The organism is Ruegeria sp. AM9 (assembly GCF_056540565.1).
In genome coordinates this window covers 243,229-262,996 of record NZ_JBQFWY010000002.1, presented here as the reverse complement: position 1 = coordinate 262,996, position 19,768 = coordinate 243,229, and the positions used below count along the sequence as shown (strand labels likewise).

Annotated in this window: 16 protein-coding genes; 8 read left to right on the top strand and 8 right to left on the bottom strand. The window is 59.7% G+C overall.

The annotated features are described in order from the left end of the window. Positions 1-53 precede the first annotated feature (53 nt). From ACR0DO_RS06115 to ACR0DO_RS06095, 5 genes are all read right to left on the bottom strand, one after another. Positions 54-863, bottom strand: coding sequence for a M90 family metallopeptidase (locus ACR0DO_RS06115; protein WP_480557189.1), 810 nt, complete (start codon positions 861-863; stop codon positions 54-56). Positions 864-960: 97 nt separating this feature from the next. Next, the gene (locus ACR0DO_RS06110; RefSeq protein ID WP_480557188.1) at positions 961-1,461 is read right to left on the bottom strand and encodes a bactofilin family protein; all 501 of its coding nucleotides are present in this window, start codon (positions 1,459-1,461) and stop codon (positions 961-963) included. Beyond that, positions 1,451-2,776 carry a DUF5930 domain-containing protein gene (locus tag ACR0DO_RS06105; RefSeq protein ID WP_480557187.1) on the bottom strand — a complete coding sequence of 442 codons (1,326 nt, stop codon included), beginning with the start codon at positions 2,774-2,776 and terminating at the stop codon, positions 1,451-1,453. The genes ACR0DO_RS06110 and ACR0DO_RS06105 overlap by 11 nt, the downstream gene beginning before the upstream one ends. Positions 2,777-2,955: 179 nt before the next feature. Further along, positions 2,956-3,771 carry a ferritin-like domain-containing protein gene (locus ACR0DO_RS06100; RefSeq protein WP_480557475.1) on the bottom strand — a complete coding sequence of 272 codons (816 nt, stop codon included), beginning with the start codon at positions 3,769-3,771 and terminating at the stop codon, positions 2,956-2,958. Positions 3,772-3,856: 85 nt separating this feature from the next. After that, positions 3,857-4,318: a peroxiredoxin gene (locus ACR0DO_RS06095; RefSeq protein ID WP_170671911.1), complete on the bottom strand. Its 462-nt coding sequence runs from the start codon at positions 4,316-4,318 to the stop codon at positions 3,857-3,859. A gap of 197 nt (positions 4,319-4,515) precedes the next feature. On the opposite strand from ACR0DO_RS06095, the gene ACR0DO_RS06090 reads away from it, so the two are divergent. The 4 genes from ACR0DO_RS06090 to ACR0DO_RS06075 all read left to right on the top strand — a co-directional run bounded on the left by ACR0DO_RS06090 (position 4,516) and on the right by ACR0DO_RS06075 (position 10,919). Continuing rightward, positions 4,516-7,767 carry a YhdP family protein gene (locus ACR0DO_RS06090; RefSeq protein ID WP_480557473.1) on the top strand — a complete coding sequence of 1,084 codons (3,252 nt, stop codon included), beginning with the start codon at positions 4,516-4,518 and terminating at the stop codon, positions 7,765-7,767. A gap of 31 nt (positions 7,768-7,798) precedes the next feature. Further along, complete coding sequence (gene queA / locus ACR0DO_RS06085) at positions 7,799-8,845, top strand: tRNA preQ1(34) S-adenosylmethionine ribosyltransferase-isomerase QueA (RefSeq protein WP_480557186.1); 1,047 nt, start codon at positions 7,799-7,801, stop codon at positions 8,843-8,845. 114 nt (positions 8,846-8,959) lie between these two features. Continuing rightward, positions 8,960-10,246, top strand: a complete 1,287-nt coding sequence (locus ACR0DO_RS06080; RefSeq protein ID WP_170443414.1) for an MFS transporter — start codon at positions 8,960-8,962, stop codon at positions 10,244-10,246. 94 nt (positions 10,247-10,340) lie between these two features. Beyond that, positions 10,341-10,919, top strand: coding sequence for a DUF924 family protein (locus ACR0DO_RS06075; protein WP_170671903.1), 579 nt, complete (start codon positions 10,341-10,343; stop codon positions 10,917-10,919). Here the strand turns inward: ACR0DO_RS06075 and ACR0DO_RS06070 are convergent. Further along, a complete protein-coding gene (locus tag ACR0DO_RS06070) occupies positions 10,916-11,350 on the bottom strand; it encodes a hypothetical protein (RefSeq protein WP_480557185.1) in 435 nt (144 codons plus the stop codon). The genes ACR0DO_RS06075 and ACR0DO_RS06070 overlap by 4 nt on opposite strands. A 215-nt stretch (positions 11,351-11,565) precedes the next feature. Here ACR0DO_RS06070 and lpdA point away from each other — a divergent pair, with 215 nt between their 5' ends. Beyond that, positions 11,566-12,960: a dihydrolipoyl dehydrogenase gene (lpdA, locus tag ACR0DO_RS06065; RefSeq protein WP_480557184.1), complete on the top strand. Its 1,395-nt coding sequence runs from the start codon at positions 11,566-11,568 to the stop codon at positions 12,958-12,960. Positions 12,961-13,098: 138 nt separating this feature from the next. Here lpdA and ACR0DO_RS06060 read toward each other — a convergent pair whose 3' ends face one another. After that, a complete protein-coding gene (locus tag ACR0DO_RS06060) occupies positions 13,099-14,487 on the bottom strand; it encodes a M20/M25/M40 family metallo-hydrolase (protein WP_480557183.1) in 1,389 nt (462 codons plus the stop codon). A 323-nt stretch (positions 14,488-14,810) separates the two neighbouring features. Between ACR0DO_RS06060 and hemA the strand changes: the two genes are divergently transcribed. The 3 genes from hemA to ispG all read left to right on the top strand — a co-directional run bounded on the left by hemA (position 14,811) and on the right by ispG (position 18,563). Next, complete coding sequence (gene hemA / locus ACR0DO_RS06055; RefSeq protein ID WP_480557182.1) at positions 14,811-16,034, top strand: 5-aminolevulinate synthase; 1,224 nt, start codon at positions 14,811-14,813, stop codon at positions 16,032-16,034. 128 nt (positions 16,035-16,162) lie between these two features. Beyond that, positions 16,163-17,371: a helix-turn-helix domain-containing protein gene (locus tag ACR0DO_RS06050; RefSeq protein ID WP_480557181.1), complete on the top strand. Its 1,209-nt coding sequence runs from the start codon at positions 16,163-16,165 to the stop codon at positions 17,369-17,371. Between the two features lie 70 nt (positions 17,372-17,441). After that, entirely contained in the window at positions 17,442-18,563 is a 1,122-nt protein-coding gene (ispG, locus tag ACR0DO_RS06045) for a flavodoxin-dependent (E)-4-hydroxy-3-methylbut-2-enyl-diphosphate synthase (protein WP_480557180.1), read from the top strand. An 87-nt stretch (positions 18,564-18,650) separates the two neighbouring features. On the opposite strand, the gene ACR0DO_RS06040 is transcribed toward ispG, so the two are convergent. Next, entirely contained in the window at positions 18,651-19,547 is an 897-nt protein-coding gene (locus ACR0DO_RS06040) for an FkbM family methyltransferase (RefSeq protein ID WP_170443428.1), read from the bottom strand. Positions 19,548-19,768: the final 221 nt, after the last annotated feature.

Genomic DNA, 19,768 nt, shown 5'->3' with positions numbered 1-19,768 from the left:
GGGAAATTCTAGACGAGCCGTTCAGAAATGATCCGACGTGTTTGAGTGGGCAGTTATGCCCAACTGACCGGGTCCAGACGGAACAGCTTCGACAGCTGTTCATATACCTCGGGCACGGAGGCTTTCAATTGTCGCGGCTGTTCGAAGAAAACCTCGACCGAGACGGCAAAGAACTCTTCGTGGCCAGTCGCGCCATAGGGATCAATGACAGTGTGTTGGCCGTGTTCCACCGCACGTACATGGGCGTCATAGGCGCTCAAAAAGACGCGTTCCCACTCGGCAAAGCTCTGCCCGTCATTCAGGATTGGAACGCCGTTGGTGCCGCCTGACAGGTCATCAATCTGATGCGCGAACTCGTGCAATACGACGTTTTGCCCGTCATGATCATTTGCCGCGCCTTTCCGGCTGTGTGACCATGACAGGATCACCGGCCCGCGATCCCAGCTTTCGCCGGTACGCACGATTTCCTTTTCGCTGACCACATAGCCGTCCTGCCGACGCTGGCGCGATTTGAAAGCACTGGGGTAGATCAGGATCGTTGTCAGGTGGTCGTACCAGAGGTCGCTGTTCACCAGCAGCAGGCTGGCCTGCGCGGCGATGGCCAGTTCCATCTCTTCGGTGACCTCCAGCCCGTCGCAGCCGTGAAACTGTACCTGATCCAGAAACAGGTTCACCTTGCCATCCAGCTTGGCGCGCAGGTCAGGGGGCAGGCGGCGGATCAGCGGTACCTGCTGTTCGATCACGCGGCGTTGGTGGTCGGTCAGAGGTGTGGCCAGCAATTCTTGCCGCGCCTGTGACCTGGACCAGTGGCGATACAGGAAATAACCCGCGATCAGCAGCAGGAGTGAGAAAAAGATCAACATGTCAGAACCCTATACCGACCGGTCCCATCGGCAAGGGCAAAAGAAAAACGCCGCAGGGTGACCCGCGGCGTTTGATCATTCGGATATCGGATCAGCGTTACTGCTTGACCTCGGCCGCCGGGTTGGCACCGGCCTTGGCGCTGCGGCCCGGGTTCAGCGGGTCGTCCTGACGCTGCACCGACCCTTCGAAATGCGCGCCGCTTTCGATGGCGATGGTCTTGTGGATGATGTCGCCTTCGACACGTGCGGTCGAGGTCAGGCGGACTTTTAGACCACGCACACGGCCCACGATGCGGCCGTTGATCACGACGTCATCGGCGGTGACTTCACCCTTGATGGTGGCGGTTTCGCCGATGGTCAGCAGATGCGCACGGATGTCGCCTTCGACCGTGCCTTCGACCTGAATGTCGCCGGTGGTCTTCAGGTTACCCGTGATGTGCAGGTCCGAGGACAGAACCGATGCCGGAGGCTTGGGCTTGGGCGCGGTGCTGGCCTTGGTTTCCGCCGGTGCAGGGGTCGCCGGTGTGGCCGGAGCGGCAGGTTTCGCCGCCTCGGGTGCATTGGATCCGGGCTCGTTGATTTTGCTCTTAGAAAACATTTCTCGCAGCCTTGATGTAAGTCATTGGGTTAACAGGTTTTCCGTTTACGCGCACCTCATAGTGCAGATGCGTGCCGGTAGACCGTCCGGTGCTACCCATATCAGCAATATGATCCCCGCGCGAGACCCTTTGACCAACCTTGACGCGGATCTTGGTGTTATGGGCGTAAAGTGTCTCAATTCCGAAGGCGTGGCGGATTTTGACCAGCCGCCCGAAACCGGATTGCCAGCCAGCATGTGTTACCACGCCATCTGCGGTGGCGTAGATGTCCGTACCCTGTGGGCCGGCAAAATCGACGCCATTATGCATACGCCGTCCGCCGGTTTTCGGGTCGCGGCGGGTGCCGAAACCACTTGTAAACCGCACCACGGTCTTCACCGGATTGGCGAACGGCGCTTTCTCGGCGGCAAGGCGGTACAGGTTCAACTGATCCATCTGCTGCAGCAGAACATTTGCGCGAATCTCGTCGGGGGTCAGGTCCTCGCCGCGCGTGCTGAATGAGATCGGGGTCAGGGGTCCGCCCATACCGCTGTAACCGCGGCGGACCTCTTCGATAATACGGTCGGTGGGCATACCGGCCTGGCGGAACATTTTGTCCAGTGGTTCGACCGAGATCACCATCGCCTCTTCCAGCTGGCGGAAGATCTCGTCGCTGCGTTCCTGCATCAGCTGGATTTCCAGCTCAAGTTCGTCGCGCTGGTCCAGGGCATCCTTGGCATCGGCCGCAATCTGGTCGCGCTCTTGCGCGGTGCGGGTCAGAGCCTCGGTCATGAAGTTCATCTGTTCGGGGGTGGCCAGAGCGGTCACGTACATTTCGCCGTCATCGGCCTCGACCTGTACGCTGGCCAGTTCGGTGCGGGCCTCTTCGCGCTGTTTCATGGTCGCGCGCAGGGTGGTCTGAATCACCTCGATCCCGGTCTCAAGCTCGCGGCGCCGATTTTCCGAGGCCAGCAGTTCCGACTGCATCGCCGAAATCTGTTTCAGCGCAGCGTTGAACCGGTCTTGCGCGGCCAGTGCCTCTTGAGCGCGGGCGTCGCGTTCAGTGGACAGGATGTTCAGACGTTCCTGATAGGTCGCCTGATCCCGTTTGGCCTGTTCGCGGAAGTTGCCCGACCCGATGCTGTCCATCAGCAGGATCGCCGTGGCGACCGCTGTCCAGCCAACGATCACCGCAACACCGGCGACGGCAGCGACCTGCGTTTCCGAACTGAGCCGGATGAACCGCGTGTCGTTATCGGATTTCAGAAAGACCCGGCGTTCCGGGAAATACCGCTCGAACAGTGAGTGTAGTTTGATTGCCAGACGTGTTCGCACGCGTCTTCACCTCTCATCCCCAAGATCGGGACCGGTTGTGAGTGATGTCCGTCCCTTGGGCGAACTGCATAGAGGGCACTTTTGCTTTGGGCAAGTTTGTTAACCAGTTCACACAAGAAAGCCTCATATTCCCGCCAATTCTCGGCGGGAATTTGCCGATAACGTCAAGTTGAGCGCGTTTATGGCGCGGTTCCGGGCGGTGGCAGGTCTTCGGTCAGCGGCCAGTAGAAGTCAGGCGGCAACCCGGCCTCGGCGCGTTTTTCTTCGTTGAACGGGGGTTTCAGCACCCCGTGGAAGTAGCGCCGCACCAAGTGGTGAAACACGTCCTTGGGGTCGGCATTTTCGCGCCCGCACAGGAAATGGAACCATTTCGAGCCATAGGCCACATGGCCGACCTCTTCGGCATATATGACCTCGAGCGCGGCGATGGCCCCGTCATCCTTGGCCTTGCGGAAGATGTCGATCATGCCGGGGGTGACGTCCAGCCCGCGTGCCTCAAGCACCATCGGAACCACGGCCAGCCGACCCATCAGGTCCTCGGCAGTGTCCTCGGCGGCGCGCCACATGCCGGCATGGGCGGGCAGGGCGCCATAGTGGCTGCCCATGCGTTCCAAACAATCGCAGACCATCTCGAAGTGGCGCGATTCCTCCTCGGCGCATTTGGCCCAGTCGTCATAGAAGCCGATGGGCATCGGTACGTGACCAAAACGGGCGATGATGTCCCAATGCAGGTCCACCGCGTTCAGCTCGATATGAGCAACGGCGTGCAGCAGGGCGATGCGGCCGGCCTCGGTTCCGGGCTTGCGTTTCGGGACCTCGCGCGGAGACAGCAATTCGGGCCGGTCCGGTCGCGCCGGTCGCAGCGGAGGTGTCGCGGTGCCGATCTCAATCGCAGGGGCCTCGCCCTTGCGCGACGCGAACCACGCGGCGGCATGACGCTTGGACAGGGCGGTTTTTTCCCGCCCATCCGCCGTGGTCAGAACTTCGGTCGCCATCTGGGTCAGTGTTTTCGACACCGGGTTTCTCCGCTTGGTCAGGTGTGCGGGTCTTAGACCGGATGGCGACCGTGGTCGAGAGGGGTCACAGGGCGCGGACGGCCTCCAGCACCTCATCCACGTGACCGGGCACTTTGACCTTGCGCCAGACGCGGGCGATCTTGCCCTCGGCATCGATGACAAAGGTCGAACGCTCGATCCCCATCGACTTGCGCCCGTACATGTTCTTTTCGACCCATACGCCGTAATCCTCGCAGACCGAGGAGCCCTCATCCGACAACAGCGGCGTGGTCAGGCTGTGTTTGGCGACGAATTTGTCGTGCTTGGCAACACTATCGCGCGAGATGCCGAAAACTTGAGCACCGGCATCGGCAAAGGCTTGAAGTTGTTCCGAGAAACCGATGGATTCCTTGGTGCAGCCCGGCGTATCATCACGGGGATAGAAGAACAGAACCACGGTGCCGCCGCGCAGGGCCGACAAGGTGACCTCGCCGCCTCCGTCGCGGGGTAAAGTGAAATCAGGGGCGATGTCTGAAACGTCGGGCATTGGAAACTCCGCTAAAGTTTTTTAAGGGCTGCCCGACATCATAGGGCGGCGCAAGCGGGTTGGAAGGCGTGGATAAAAAATTGGTGCAGCACGAAGACAAAAGTGCGACGCAGCCCGGGAAGCCCCGGCGACGTCGGTCGCGCCGTCGGATTGCTGCGCATTTTTCCATCTGGACGTGTCTGTCGATTGGCTTGCTGGTGTTTGCGGGCTGGTTCTTTCTGTTCGGCCAGAACCTGCACGCACCGGAATGGGTGCGCCACAAGGTCGAAAAACGGCTGGAGCAAAGCCTGGGTGGGCTGAAATTCAGCTTTGGCGACGCCAGTTTCATCGTCAACGAAGACTGGCGGCCGCGCCTGAAACTGACGGATGTAACGATCAGCGACGCCGCTGGGCAGCAGATTGCGCGGGTTTCGGACTTGCGCACTCGGCTGTCCATGCGTGGTTTGCTGCGGGGTCAGATTCGCCCGCGCCGCATCACTGTGCGGGGCGCGCAATTTGACCTGACCCGGGGTCTGGACGGGGCCCTGTCGCTGACCGTCGGGTCGGGCAGCGCCCCGGTACAGGAAGCCCCGGATCTAGCGCAACTGATCGAGCAGTCGGACGATGTGTTTCTGTCCCCGATCCTGTCAGGGCTGCGCTCGGTCGAACTTGAATCCCTGACGCTTGACTACAAGGACCTGCGATTGGGCCGCGCATGGGTGTTTGACGGCGGCCATATCACGGCCACCCGCAGCGGTGACGAAATGCATCTGGCCACCGGATTCTCGGTTCTGACTGGGCGCGACTATGCCAGTTCGATCGAGGCGAACTACACCAGTGTTCTGGGCACGCCCGAGGCACGGTTCGGCGTAGCGATAACCGATCTGCCCGCCGAAGACCTTGCCGGTCAGACCCTTGCACTGTCGTGGTTGCAGGTCCTCAAGGCGCCGATCTCGGGCGCGCTGCGCGGTAGTGTTGACGGCGATGCCGCGTTGGGTCCGCTCTTTGCCACTCTGAACCTTGGCGCGGGCGCGGTACAGCCAACGCAAGAGACCCGCCCGATTCCGTTCGAATCCGCCAGCACCTATTTCACCTACACCCCCCACCTTCAGGAGCTGGATTTCAACGAGGTGTCAGTGATCTCGGCATGGGGCGCGTTTCAGGGCGAGGGCAAGGCCTTTCTGAACGGGATCGAAAATGGCGCGCTGGATAGCCTGACCTCGCAGCTGAGCTTCAGCAGCATCAACATCAACCCGGCCAACCTGTTCCCAGAATCGCTGAAACTGGCGCGGGCGGAACTGGACATGCAGATGAAACTGGCCCCGTTCGAGCTGCACCTTGGTCAGATCATGGTTCAAGACGCCAACTACCGGCTGCTGGGCTCGGGCAAGCTGACGGGTGAACCAGAGGGCTGGGCGGTGCAGGTGGATGCGCATCTGGACCACATGAACGCGGATCAGCTGTTGAACTACTGGCCAGAGCGTCTGGCGTCAAAGCCACGGCTCTGGGTTGCGGACAACCTTTATGAGGGGCAGTTCTCGGACGTTGATTTTGCCTTGCGCCTGCAGCCCGAAAACAAGCCCGAGATCTATTTGGATTTCGGGTTCGATCAGGCAAAGATCAGATTTGCCAAGACCTTGCCGCCGCTTGTTGATGCGCAGGGGCAGGCCAGTCTGATCAACCGCCGGTTCACGGCCACGGCGGAATCCGGCGAGGTCATCGCCGATCAGGGCGGTGCGATTGATGCCACCGGCACGTCGTTCATCATCCCCGATACGGGCATCAAGGGGGTGTCTCCGTCGGTCACCCGGATCGCCGCCAAGGGCAGCGTTACGGCGGCAATGTCGCTGCTTGACCGGCCACCGCTTGAGTTGCTGACCAAGGCAAACCTGCCGGTTGATCTGGCAGACGGCGCAGTGAGCCTGACCGGAACCCTGTCGCTGCCGATGAAGAAAGGCTTGAAGTTCGAAGAAACCGAATTCCACTTTGCGGGTCACGTTGATGATGTGCAAAGCGACAAGCTGGTCCCCGGCTTTTCTGTCAGTGCGGCGCGGCTGGAGTTGCAAGGCGACCAGACCGGGGTCGAGGTTTCGGGCAACGGGCTGTTTGGCGATGTTCCGCTTCGGGCCGCATGGCGCCAGCCCATCGGCGGCACCGAACCGCAGCGCAGCGAGTTGACCGGGCAAATCGAACTGTCCCCCCGCCTGATGACCGAGTTGAAAGCCGGGTTGCCAAAGGGGATGCTGACCGGACAGGGTACAGCTGACATCACACTAGGTATCGGTGCGGGGACACCGCCGAAACTAACGGCGTCGTCCGATCTGGCGGGTATCGCACTGGCCATTCCGGAGCTGGGGTGGCGCAAGGGGGCAGGTACGACCGGCACGATGACCGTCGCGGCGACGCTGGGCAGCAACCTGCGGGTAGATGAGCTTAAGCTGGACGCCGCCGGGTTGCGCACCACCGCGTCGATTTCGTTCCGCGACGGGGATTTCGACCGTGTGCAGTTCAGTTCCTTCGATCTGGGCAATTGGCTGGCGGTGCCCGCCGAGTTGGTCAATAGCGGTGGTTCTGTTCCGGACATCCGGGTGCTGGGCGGCGTAATGAACCTTGGGCGCGCGAATTTCGGCAGCAGCGGCGGTGGCGGTACATCCGGCCCCGGACCCAGGCTGGATGTGGCGCTGGATCGTCTGCAAGTCACCGAGACCATAGCCCTGACCGGGTTCAAGGGAACGTTTCAGACCACCGGGGGCGTCAACGGTGCCTTCACCGCCAATGTCAATGGCGGCGCTGCGGTGCGTGGGCAGGTCTCGCCGCGCGCAGGGCGCAGTGCGGTGACGCTGACTTCGGGCGATGCAGGGGCGGTTTTGCGATCGGCCGGTATGATCACGCAGGCGCGCGGTGGGGGAATGGATCTGCGATTGGAGCCGGTCGCGGGTCCCGGCAACTACGACGTGAACCTGAAAATCTCTAACACCCGCATCAAGGACGCCCCGGCGATGGCCGCGCTGCTGAATGCCATCAGCCTGGTGGGGCTGCTGGACGAAATGGCCGGGCAGGGCATCTTTTTCGGAACCATCGAAAGCCGGATGCGTATCACCCCGACTCAGGTCAAGGTTCTCAGCGGCAGTGCGATCGGGCCGTCGATGGGCCTGTCTTTTGACGGCACCATCGACACGGTTAACGGATTGCTGAACCTGCGCGGCGCGATCTCTCCGATCTACCTGATCAACGCGATTGGCAGCGTCTTCACCAAGAAGGGTGAGGGTATTATTGGCTTTAACTATACCCTGACCGGGCCGTTGCAGCAGCCGAAGGTTTCGGTCAATCCGCTCTCGGGTCTGGCACCGCTGTTCCTGCGCAATTTGCTGAGGGCGCCGCCGCCCAAAGTCACCGACGGACCAAACGCAGTGCCGGTCAAACCGGATAAGCCGAAACGAACTTTCGGGGCACCCGCATCAGACCGTTGAACTGGGATGGAGTGCGCTGTATGGCGCGGCCATGAAACTCAGCGATTTTGATTTCCACCTGCCCGATGACCTGATTGCCACGCGGCCCGCCAACCCGCGGTCCTCGGCGCGTTTGCTGGTGGCCAACGGCGATGCGGTGACGGACGCGCATGTGTTCGATCTGCCCGATTGGCTGCAACCCGGCGACCGGCTGGTGCTGAACGACACCCGCGTGATCCCGGCGCGCCTGAACGGGCGCCGTCACCGTGACAGCGCGCAGGGGCCGGTGTCTGCCGCGATTGAGGCCACCTTGCTGGACCCGCAGGCAGACGGCACATGGGCGGCGCTGATCAAACCGCTGAAAAAGGTAAAACTGGGCGAAGAGATACAGTTCTCTGATGACCTCAGTGCCACGCTGGACCGGGTCGAGGACGGACAGGCCTATCTGCGGTTCAACCTGACAGGTGACGATTTCGATACCGCGCTGGAACAGGCCGGCGCGATGCCGTTACCGCCTTATATCGCCGCCAAACGCCCGGCGGACGATCAGGACAAGACCGATTACCAGACGATCTGGGCGCGCAACTCGGGCGCTGTTGCGGCCCCCACGGCCTCGTTGCATTTCGATCAGGCGTTGATGCAGGCGCTTCTGGCGCGCGGCGTGACATTCAGCCATGTGACCCTGCATGTGGGCGCGGGCACCTTCCTGCCGGTCAAGGTCGAGGACGTGACCACGCACAAGATGCACGCCGAATGGGGCAGGGTCAGTGCCAGCGCGGTCGAGGAAATCCGCGCCACCAAAGCCGCTGGCGGGCGGGTCATCCCGGTCGGCACCACGGCGCTGCGGCTGATCGAGAGCGCAGCGCGTTCGGGTCAGATCGAACCGTGGGAGGGCGACACCGACATTTTCATCTATCCCGGCTTCCAGTTCCACGTCACCGACGCGCTGATGACCAATTTCCACCTGCCAAAATCTACATTGTTGATGTTGGTTTCGGCGCTGATGGGGCAGGACCGGATGCGCGACGTCTATGTCCATGCGATTGAACGGAAATATCGGTTCTTCTCATATGGCGATGCGTCGCTTTTGATCCCGTAAAGGGCGCGATGTCGGGATCACGTCCCCGCAATGTCGTAGACAAGCGGGTTCCAAGCCGTTTTTCATATCAAAACGAATCTTTAAGTCCGGTCGGCAAATAATACGGAGACCCCAATGCTTCAGGTCCTTTCCAGCGCGTGGGCGCTTCTTCTTGGTATGGGGCTTCTGATGGTCGGCAACGGCCTGCAGGGTACGATCCTGGGTGTCCGGGGCGAGATCGAGGGCTTTTCAACGCTCGAGATGTCCTTTGTGATGTCGGCCTATTTCATGGGTTTTCTGGGTGGGTCACGACTTGCCCCCGAGATGATCCGGCGAGTCGGGCATGTGCGGGTGTTCGCGGCGCTGGCCTCGTTCATCTCGGCGGTCATGATCCTTTACCCGCTGATGACCAATCCGATTGTCTGGGTTCTGGGGCGCTTCGTCATCGGGTTCTGCTTTTCCGGGGTGTATGTCACCGCCGAAAGCTGGCTGAACAACGCGGCCAGTAACGAAAACCGCGGTCAGGCGCTGTCGCTGTATATGATCTTTCAGATGACCGGCATCATCAGCGCCCAAGGGTTGGTGGTGCTGGGCGACCCGGCCGGGTTTGACACCTTTGTAATCGCATCCATCCTGGTTTCGGTCTCTTTTGCCCCCATTCTCCTGTCGATTTCGCCCACACCGGCGTTTGACACAACCAAGCCGATGACCCTGCGCGAATTGTTCAATAGCTCTCCGCTGGGCTGTGTCGGCATGTTCCTTCTGGGCGGAGTGTTCTCGGCCCAGTTCGGCATGGCATCGGTTTATGGTGCCCGCGCGGGCCTGACGCTGGTGGAAATCTCAACCTTTGTCGCGGCGTTTTATATCGGTGCCCTGGTGCTGCAGTATCCGTTGGGCTGGATGTCGGATCGCATGGACCGCCGTTTCCTGATCATGCTGGTTGCGGGGGTAGGGGCGTGCGCTGCTGTGGTGGGCATGCTGTTCGGGCTGACCTTCCCGATCCTGCTGGGGGCGGCCTTTGTGATCGGTGGCATGTCGAACCCGCTATATTCGCTGCTGATCGCCCACGCGAACGACTTTCTCAATCACGAAGACATGGCTGCCGCGTCGGGCGGTCTGTTGTTCATCAACGGACTTGGCGCCATTGCCGGGCCGCTGATCACCGGTTGGCTTATGGGGGATGCTGTCTTTGGTCCTCCGGGCTTTTTCCTGTTCATCGCCGCGTTGCTGGCCACGATGGCGGCCTACGCGCTTTACCGCACGACACAGCGTGCCGCGATCCCGGTTGATGAGACCGGAACGATGTCGCCGTTCTATCCGACGGCCTCTCCGGTCGCGCTTGAGGTAGCCCAGGAAGTCGCTATTGAGGCCGCCGAAGCCGAGCAGGAAACGCAAGATGTTGCCCATGACACAAGATTATGACGCAAGTGTTGCAATTTTTTACTGTTACAAATCTGTAAAACGTCATTAAATGACCTTACGTCCCTGGGGAGGGCAACACGACGGAGTTAGGGCAATGGTAGGGCCTGAAGACGTATTGAGTTTTTGGTTGGATGAGGTCGGTCCCGAGGGGTGGTATCTGCAAGACGACGCCTTGGATGCTAAAATTCGCGAACGGTTTTTGACCACCTGGGAAGCCGCGAATGAAGGCAAGTTTTCTCTTTGGCTGACCTATCCCAGCGGGGTACTGGCTTACATCATTCTGATGGATCAGTTCCCGCGAAACATGTTCCGCGGCAGCGCCAAGGCGTTCTCGTCAGATCGCGCGGCCCTGTCGGCCGCCAAATGCGCGGTGGACAAGGGGTGGGACCTCAAGATTGACGAACCGGCGCGGCAGTTCTTCTATCTGCCGATGATGCACTCGGAAAACCTGTGCGACCAGGAACGCTGTGTTCGCCTGATGTGCCAGAACATGACGGACAGCGATCCAAGCAATCTGTTGCACGCACGGGCGCATCGCGAGGTGATCCGCAAGTTCGGACGGTTCCCCTATCGCAACGAAGCTTTGGAACGCCCGATGACCGAGCACGAAGCGGCCTATGTCGACATGGGCGGATACGGTGCCACGGTGCGTGAACTGCAAGCCGGCGGCTAGGACGACGGCACACATCCCCGAATTGCGATAATTCGGTCGGCAACCACGTCGGCCGATTTTTCTATGGCGGTGCTGATCAGCATGTCCGGGGACTCGGTGATTTCCGTGATGCGGGCTTGAGAATCCTGCATCCGCGCTTCGAGATTATCCAGCGTCACCAATGCGGTGGAAAGTCGTACTCTCTCGGCGATATCCGTCACGGCGCCATCTGCCTGAAGTTTGGTAAGATCGCTGCGCAGGGCGGCAAGCTCGCCCCGAACACCGCGAATTTCATCCTTGAGGGGCGCAACAACCTCCAGTTTTTCCTCGAAAACCGTGGTGATGCCTTCCACGGTCGAGGCCAGTTTCCACCCCAGAAACAGGCAGAGTGCCACCAGAATGAGGGTGGCGTTGAGCAGAGCAATCAGCAGATCCTTTAGTGTTTTGGCCATGGTAAGCCTTTCGAATGACTTGTGTTAAGGAATGAACGGGCGGACCCGGCCCCTATGTTCTAGCCATTGAGACTTGTCCGGTATAGGCTGAAATCCGCAGAAACTGGTGTCGTTGACCTTGCGTCGCTTTTGTCGCGGGCAAGGCGTGTTGATGCGTTGCGAAAATTAGTTTAATGGTAAACTAAATTTCATTCGACCTGTGCCGAGAGGAAACCATGGCTGCACAATCTTTTGATCTGATCGTAATCGGCGCCGGTCCGGGCGGCTATGTGGCGGCTATCCGCGCGGCACAGCTGGGCCTGAAAACTGCCGTGGTTGAGCGTGAACATCTGGGCGGTATCTGTCTGAACTGGGGTTGTATCCCGACCAAGGCGCTGCTGCGGTCTTCGGAAGTGTTCCACCTGATGGAACGCGCCAAGGATTTCGGTCTGAAGGCGGACAAGATCGGCTATGATCTGGACGCTGTGGTCAAGCGCTCTCGCGGTGTGGCGGCGCAGCTTTCGGGCGGCATTGGCCACCTGCTGAAGAAAAACAAAGTGACCGTGGTGATGGGTGAGGCAACGATCCCCGCCAAGGGCAAGGTCTCGGTCAAGACGGACAAGGGGACCGAGGAACTGACCGCCAAGAACATCGTTCTGGCCACCGGCGCGCGGGCACGTGAGCTGCCGGGTCTTGAGGCCGATGGTGATCTGGTTTGGACTTACAAGCATGCGCTGCAGCCACCGCGGATGCCCAAGAAACTGCTGGTCATCGGCTCGGGCGCGATCGGGATCGAATTCGCCAGCTTCTACAACACGCTGGGCGCCGATACGACTGTTGTCGAGGTCATGGACCGCGTACTGCCTGTCGAAGATGCCGAAATCAGCGCCTTTGCCAAGAAAGCCTTTACCAAGCAGGGCATGACCATCATGGAAAAGGCGATGGTCAAGCAGCTAGACCGCGCCAAGGGCAAGGTCACCGCGCATATCGAGGTGAAAGGCAAGGTCGAGAAACACGACTTTGACACTGTCATCTCGGCCGTTGGCATCGTGGGCAATGTCGAGAACCTGGGGCTGGAAGCTCTGGGCGTGAAGATCGACCGCACCCATGTGGTGACCGACGAGTTCTGCCGGACCGGTGTCGAAGGTCTCTATGCGATCGGCGACATCGCGGGCGCGCCATGGCTTGCCCACAAGGCAAGCCATGAAGGTGTCATGGTCGCCGAGTTGATTGCAGGCAAACATGCGCATCCGGTTAAACCCGAAAGCATCGCGGGCTGCACCTATTGTCAGCCGCAGGTGGCCTCGGTCGGGTATTCCGAGGCGAAAGCCAAAGAGCTGGGGTATGACATCAAAGTGGGTCGCTTCCCCTTCATCGGCAACGGCAAGGCCATTGCTTTGGGTGAGCCTGAAGGTCTGATCAAAACGATCTTCGATGCCAAGACGGGCGAATTGCTGGGCGCGCATATGATCGGCGCCGAGGTGACCGAAATGATTCAGGGTTATGTAGTGGGCCGTCAGTTGGAGACCACGGAAGAAGACCTGATGAATACGGTCTTCCCGCACCCGACACTGTCGGAAATGATGCACGAAAGCGTTCTGGACGCTTACGGCAAGGTCATTCACATGTGATCAGCGCGGTTAGGGGGCTCTGCCCCCGCCGCCCTTTGGGCGACTCCCCCGGGATATTTATAGACAGATGAAGCAGGGGATCCGCACTTCATCTGTCCGAAAATATCCCGGAGCGCGAGGCAGAGCCTCGCTAAATACTCACTTGTTCGTCAGCGCATCCAGAATGCGGGCCCAGGACCGGATGCCTTTGTGAAAGCTTTTCACGTCGTATTTCTCGTTCGGTGAATGGATGGCGTCGTCGTCATTGGCAAAGCCGACCAGCATAGAATCCAACCCGAGTTCGGTGTTGAAGTAGCCCACAACCGGGATTGATCCGCCCATACCGGTGAATACGGCCTCGCGCCCCCATTCATCGGACAACGCGCCGCGGGCGGCCTCGAATTCGGGGCGCTCGAGGTTCATGACCGAAGCCGGTGACCCTTCCAAGTCATTGTCCCATTCGACTGTGGCATCAGTCGACAGGCGCTCTTCCACATGTTTGCGGACCTTGTTGCGTAGGGCGTCAGGGTCCATGTCGCCGACGAGGCGGCAGGTAATCTTGCAATGCGCCTGCGACGGGATCACTGTTTTCGAGCCTGCGCCGTTGTAGCCGCCCCACAGGCCATTGACCTCGAGCGTTGGGCGGGCCCATTGCTGTTCCAGCGTCGAATACTCCTTTTCGCCGTGTGGCTGCGAGTAACCAACGGAACTTAGGTATTCGGCCTCGTCGAAACCGCAGCCTTCCCATTGGCGCAACTGGTCGTCCGGCACTTCGTGGACACCTTCATAGAAGCCTTCGACGGCCACACGCCCGGTTTCGTCATCATAGAAAGAGGCGACGATTTTCGAAAGTTCCCGCAGCGGGTTCAGGCCGGGGCCGCCGTAATGTCCCGAGTGCAGGTCGATACGGGGACCGGTGATGGTGAATTCATCCTTGAGCATACCGCGCAGCTGCGAGGCAATCGACGGCACGCCCCGCGACACCATTGAGGTGTCGCAAACCAGTGCCAGGTCAGCTTTCAACTCGGCGGCGTTTTCGCGCAGGAACGGTACCAGGGAAGGAGAGCCGGACTCCTCTTCGCCCTCGAAGAAAAAGGTGATGCGGCAGGGCAGGGTGCCGTGCACTGCTTTCCATGCTCGGCAGGCCTCTACAAATGTCATCAACTGGCCTTTGTCATCCGAAGAACCGCGACCGCGAATGACCGGGCCGTTGTCGGTGTCTTCGATGGCCGGGTCGAAGGGGTCGCGGTTCCACAGCTCAAGCGGGTCGACCGGCTGCACGTCATAGTGCCCGTAGAACAGGACATGCGGCGCGTTCCTGTCTTCTCCGACATGGCCAACGACCATCGGGTGGCCGGATGTCTCGCGCTTTTCGGCGGTGATGCCGATGCTTTGCAGGTCGGTCACCAGCCAGTCGGCGGCCTGATCCACCTGCGCATTATAGGCCGGGTCAGTGGAAATCGACGGAATGCGCAGCAGTTCCGTCAGGCGGTCGATCGAGGTTTGCAGATCAGCGTCGATGCGGTTCAGAACAGAGTCCAGCGACATGGGGGTCTCCTGCTTTTTGAGATTTGGCGGAACCCTATCAGCGCCACCGGCGCCGTCCAGTGCGCTTTGGCGGGAATATGATATAATGTCGGAAACGCTGGCACAGGCCTGCGTCGTTTCCTCGCGTCCGATAGCCGTAACTTTACTTGTCGGAACCAATGCGACGGGATATTTGATGCAAATCAAATATGTGATCCCAATGTTGTTTATACGTGATGGGCACAGGGGAACGCATCGGCGCTCACTCGGATTCGTTCGAGGCGGGCGTCAGAACAGGATGTCCGGCCGGTGGCGGCATTGGTCGGGCAGGTAAGGAGAAACCGGTGGACTATACTGCTCAGCTCGATACAGCGATTGCCAGGCTGCATGATGAAGGACGCTACAGGACTTTCATCGATATCGAACGCCGGAACGGCCATTTCCCGCATGCGGTCCGGACGCGTCCGGACGGATCGCAGCAGAACATCACTGTGTGGTGCGGCAATGATTATCTGGGCATGGGGCAAAACCCGGTTGTTCTGAACGCGATGCACGAAGCTGTTGAGGCAGCCGGAGCGGGATCGGGCGGCACGCGCAACATCTCGGGCACCACGGTCTACCACAAACAACTTGAGGCTGAACTGGCAGACCTGCATGGCAAAGAGGCCGCACTGCTGTTCACCAGCGCCTATATCGCCAATGATGCGACGCTGAGCACGCTGCCGAAACTGTTCCCTGGTCTTATCATCTATTCCGACGCGCTGAACCATGCCTCGATGATCGAAGGCGTGCGTCGCAACGGTGGCGCCAAGCGTATCTTCCGTCACAATGATGTCGCGCATCTGCGGGAACTGCTTGAAGCGGACGATCCCAAAGCACCCAAGCTGATCGCGTTTGAATCGGTGTATTCGATGGACGGCGATTTCGGTCCGATCGAGGCGATTTGCGATCTGGCGGACGAATTCGGCGCCCTGACCTATATCGACGAGGTTCACGCGGTTGGCATGTATGGCCCGCGCGGCGGTGGCGTGACCGAGCGTGATGATCTGGCGCATCGCATCGACATCATCAACGGCACGCTTGCCAAGGCCTATGGCGTGATGGGCGGCTATATCGCAGCCAGTGAGAAAATGTGTGACGCAGTGCGCTCTTATGCGCCGGGATTCATCTTTACCACCTCGTTGCCGCCGGCGGTTGCAGCGGGGGCGGCAGCGTCTGTTGCTCATCTTAAGACCGCGTCTGAACTGCGTGAGCAGCACCAGACCCAGGCCAAGATTCTCAAGCTGCGGCTCAAGGGGCTGGGCCTGCCGCTGATCGACCACGGCAGCCATATCGTGCCGGTGATCGTGGGGAACCCGGTGCACACGAAAATCCTTAGTGACCGGCTGCTGGATGACTTTGGCATTTACGTCCAGCCGATCAATTTCCCGACCGTACCCCGCGGAACCGAGCGCCTGCGCTTTACCCCGTCGCCGGTCCATGGGCCGGACGAAATGAACCGTCTGGTGGTGGCTATGGACGAACTTTGGTCACATTGTGCGCTAAATCGCGCCGAACTTGCAGGTTAACCTGACGCTAAAGTGTGCATCGTGTTTGTCGCGTGTTAAGCTTACGCTAACAAACTAAGCGGACGAATCGTTAATGGGACGATTCGCCGTTGGCGCGAAACACGCGCAGGCAGAATGGGGCAGCAGGGATGATTGGGCGCAGATCTCAGCGCGATTCCGAAGATGATACCGACGTCAGGCCGAAGGGCTATGACGATTATGAGGTACGGCTTGGCGACAGGATGCGCGGTGAACGCGCCACCATGGGCAAGTCTCTTCTGGATGTGCAGCGGGAATTGCGGATCAAGGCCAACTATATCGCTGCCATCGAAGACGCCGATCCCGAGGCATTCGACACACCCGGCTTCATCGCCGGGTATGTGCGTTCTTATGCCCGTTACCTGGGGATGAACCCGGACGAAACCTTTGCCGCCTTCTGCAAGGAAAGCGGGTTCGAGGTTGCGCATGGCATGTCGGCAGAGGCGTCGGTTGTCCGCAAACCTGCGGGCGGTCTACCCGCGCGGGGGCCGATGGGTCGCGATCCCTTCATTTCGCCTAACACGCCCTTTGTTCCGGGCAAGGAATCCCTTGTCAGTCAGATTGAGCCGCGGGCGATTGGCTCGTCGCTTGTTCTGATTGCCGTCATCTGTGGCATTGGCTATGGCGGTTGGTCGGTGTTGAACAAGATCCAGCAAGTGCAGGTCAGCCCGGTTGAACAAGCCCCGGTGGTTCTGTCCGACCTTGATCCGCTGGACACCGCTGGCACTGCCACGACCGAGGTTGCTGTCGCCGAAACCCCCAGCGCCGAGGCTCTGGACCGTCTGTATCGCCCGCAAGCTCTGGACGTTCCGGTACTGGTCGCCCGTGACGCGCCGATTTCCACGCTTGATCCGCGCACCGTCGGTACATTCCAGCCGCAGGAATTGCCCAAGGTCGAAGTGGCCGAGATTCACACCGTTGAACGCCCAGCCCTGCCGCAGGTGGTCGAGCAGATCGACACAACGCTCAAGATCGTCGCGGTCAACCCAGCCTGGATGCGGGTCACCGCTGCTGATGGCAGCGTGATTTTCGAAGGTACTCTGGGCACGGTCGAACAGGGCAGTGTGTTCGAAGTGCCCCTGACCGAAGAACCGCCTCTGCTGCGCGCGGGCGCGTCGGGGTCTGTGTTCTTCACGATGAACGGCGAACACTACGGGCCTGCTGGTGCACCGGGGACTGTCGCCAAAGGCGTGGTTCTGTCCAAGGATTCGGTTGCTGAGACCTATGCCGTGGCAGATCTTCCGGCCGAGCAGAACAGCACCATCACGCAGTTGATCGCCGAGTTTCAGGCGCAGGACACCGAAGACACCGCCGAGTGATCTAGCCATTGCGATGGCCCTTTAGGCGGACTATTTAAGACCCAACTCAGGCTGTCTTGGACCCGTCCTCATGTCGCTCAATCACGTTCGCCCGTGGCGCAATATCTATCGCCGCAAATCCCGTCAGGTCATGGTTGGTGACGTTGCCATTGGCGGCGATGCCCCAATCGCGGTCCAGACGATGACCAATACGCTGACGACCGATGTGACGGCGACGATCGCGCAGGTGCAGGCGGCGGCCGAAGCGGGCGCGGATATCGTGCGCATTTCTGTCCCGGATGAGGCGTCGTCGAAGGCCCTGAAAGAGATCGTCCGCGAAAGCCCAGTGCCGATCGTGGCCGACATCCATTTCCACTACAAACGCGGGATTGAGGCCGCCGAGGCCGGTGCCGCCTGCCTGCGGATCAACCCCGGCAATATCGGTGACGAAAAGCGCGTCAAAGAGGTGATCAAAGCGGCACGCGACCACAATTGTTCGATCCGGATCGGGGTGAATGCGGGCTCTTTGGAAAAGCACCTGCTTGAGAAATACGGCGAGCCGTGCCCCGAGGCGATGGTCGAAAGCGGGCTGGAACATATCCGCATTCTGGAAGACAACGACTTTCACGACTTCAAGATCAGCGTGAAGGCCAGCGACGTGTTCCTGTCCGCTGCTGCCTATCAGGGCATTGCCGAGGCCACTGACGCGCCCATCCATCTGGGCATTACCGAGGCGGGGGGGCTGGTCAGCGGCACCATCAAGTCCGCGATTGGTCTGGGTAACCTGCTGTGGATGGGGATCGGCGACACGATCCGGGTCAGCCTGTCCGCCGATCCGGTCGAAGAGGTCAAGGTTGGCTATGAAATCCTGAAATCCCTGGGCCTGCGCCATCGCGGCGTGAACATCATCTCGTGCCCGTCCTGCGCGCGGCAGGGGTTCGACGTGATCAAGACGGTCGAAGCGCTGGAACAGCGGCTGGAACACATCAAAACTCCGATGAGCCTGTCGATCATCGGTTGTGTTGTGAACGGCCCAGGTGAGGCCCTGATGACCGATGTCGGCTTTACCGGCGGTGGGGCCGGGTCGGGTATGGTCTACCTGGCGGGCAAAGCCAGCCACAAGATGTCCAACGACCAGATGATCGATCACATCGTCGAAGAGGTCGAGAGAAAAGCGGCAGAACTGGACGCGGCGCAGGAAGCGGCCGAATAGGCATCTGGCATGCCCGCCGTTCCGGGTATTGCGAATACGGCACCGCAAGTTTTTTAGCACCCGCCCAAAAGGGCGGGGCTGACAGTGTCACTTGGCAGAAGAATGCTTGGCGTGCAGATCAAACCAGCCGATGACAACCGCAAACAGGTTGTTCGGCGCGTTCTGCGCAGCGAGATTCAGACCTTTCTGAACCTTCATTGCGTCCTCATAAGACAGCCATTCGCCTTCTAGGTCCTCTCCGAACAGGCCGGACGCCCCGTCAGGGAACTGATAGTCAAAGACCTTGCCGTGCGGTGAGTGACGCGGAATTGTCTGGTAATGCGTGTATTTCTGGTTGGAGAACTTGAACTTGTCGTACCCGTTCTCATACAGAGTCTGCAGCATGTCCGAACTGCCATTCTCGACCGAAATATATGGGGGACGATCAGGCAAAGACATGATTTGCGCCAGGGCAACGCTGTCCAGCCCTTCGATGTCGATCTTGGCATAGCGGATTTGTTCCGAAACATCCTTAAGCAGCTTCGAGACGTCAATCGCCGGTACGACGATCTTTTCCGCACCTTCCGCCCGGCTTCCGATCTCTTCGTCGACCGAACTCCACTCGGTGTCAAACTTGTTCACATAAAATGTGACTTCTTCCGCATCCGAGTCGGTGATCGCGAAATTTTTGATGTCGATACCATCGATACCCAACTCGTCAAACTTCTTGGACACCTCTGCACAAAGGTCGGGAATGGCCTCAACAGAAATGACCTGGAAACCCCTTTTGCGATAGTAATACGAGTCTGTACCGTCATTCATGCCGATATCGACGATGATGCCCTGATCCGCGGGCGGAAACGCCGGTTCAGCGGCCGTTTTGACTTCGGGTATGTTGCTCAGGGGGGCGGTTTTTTGAGCGTTGTTTTTTCCGCGAAGAACACGGCCAGCCTGGCGCACCTTGGCGGCTGCACGGGACAAACCAGATTTTGTGTTATTGCTCATTCGTGCCTCTGGCTTTGGATCAATTACTTTGGTGCGTTCAATGCCCGAGACCAAAGTAGCGTTCAACACAAAAATTGTGAACTTGAAACTTAGTTGGCAGGCCGTTCAGAAAATGCGCTGATTACTGCTGATTGCCGGGCCTTCGGTCATCCTGACTTGGGTGCCGAATTTGGAAAACACCGTTTGTCAGGGCATTGGCCCCATGCCTGTCAAACTCGCGC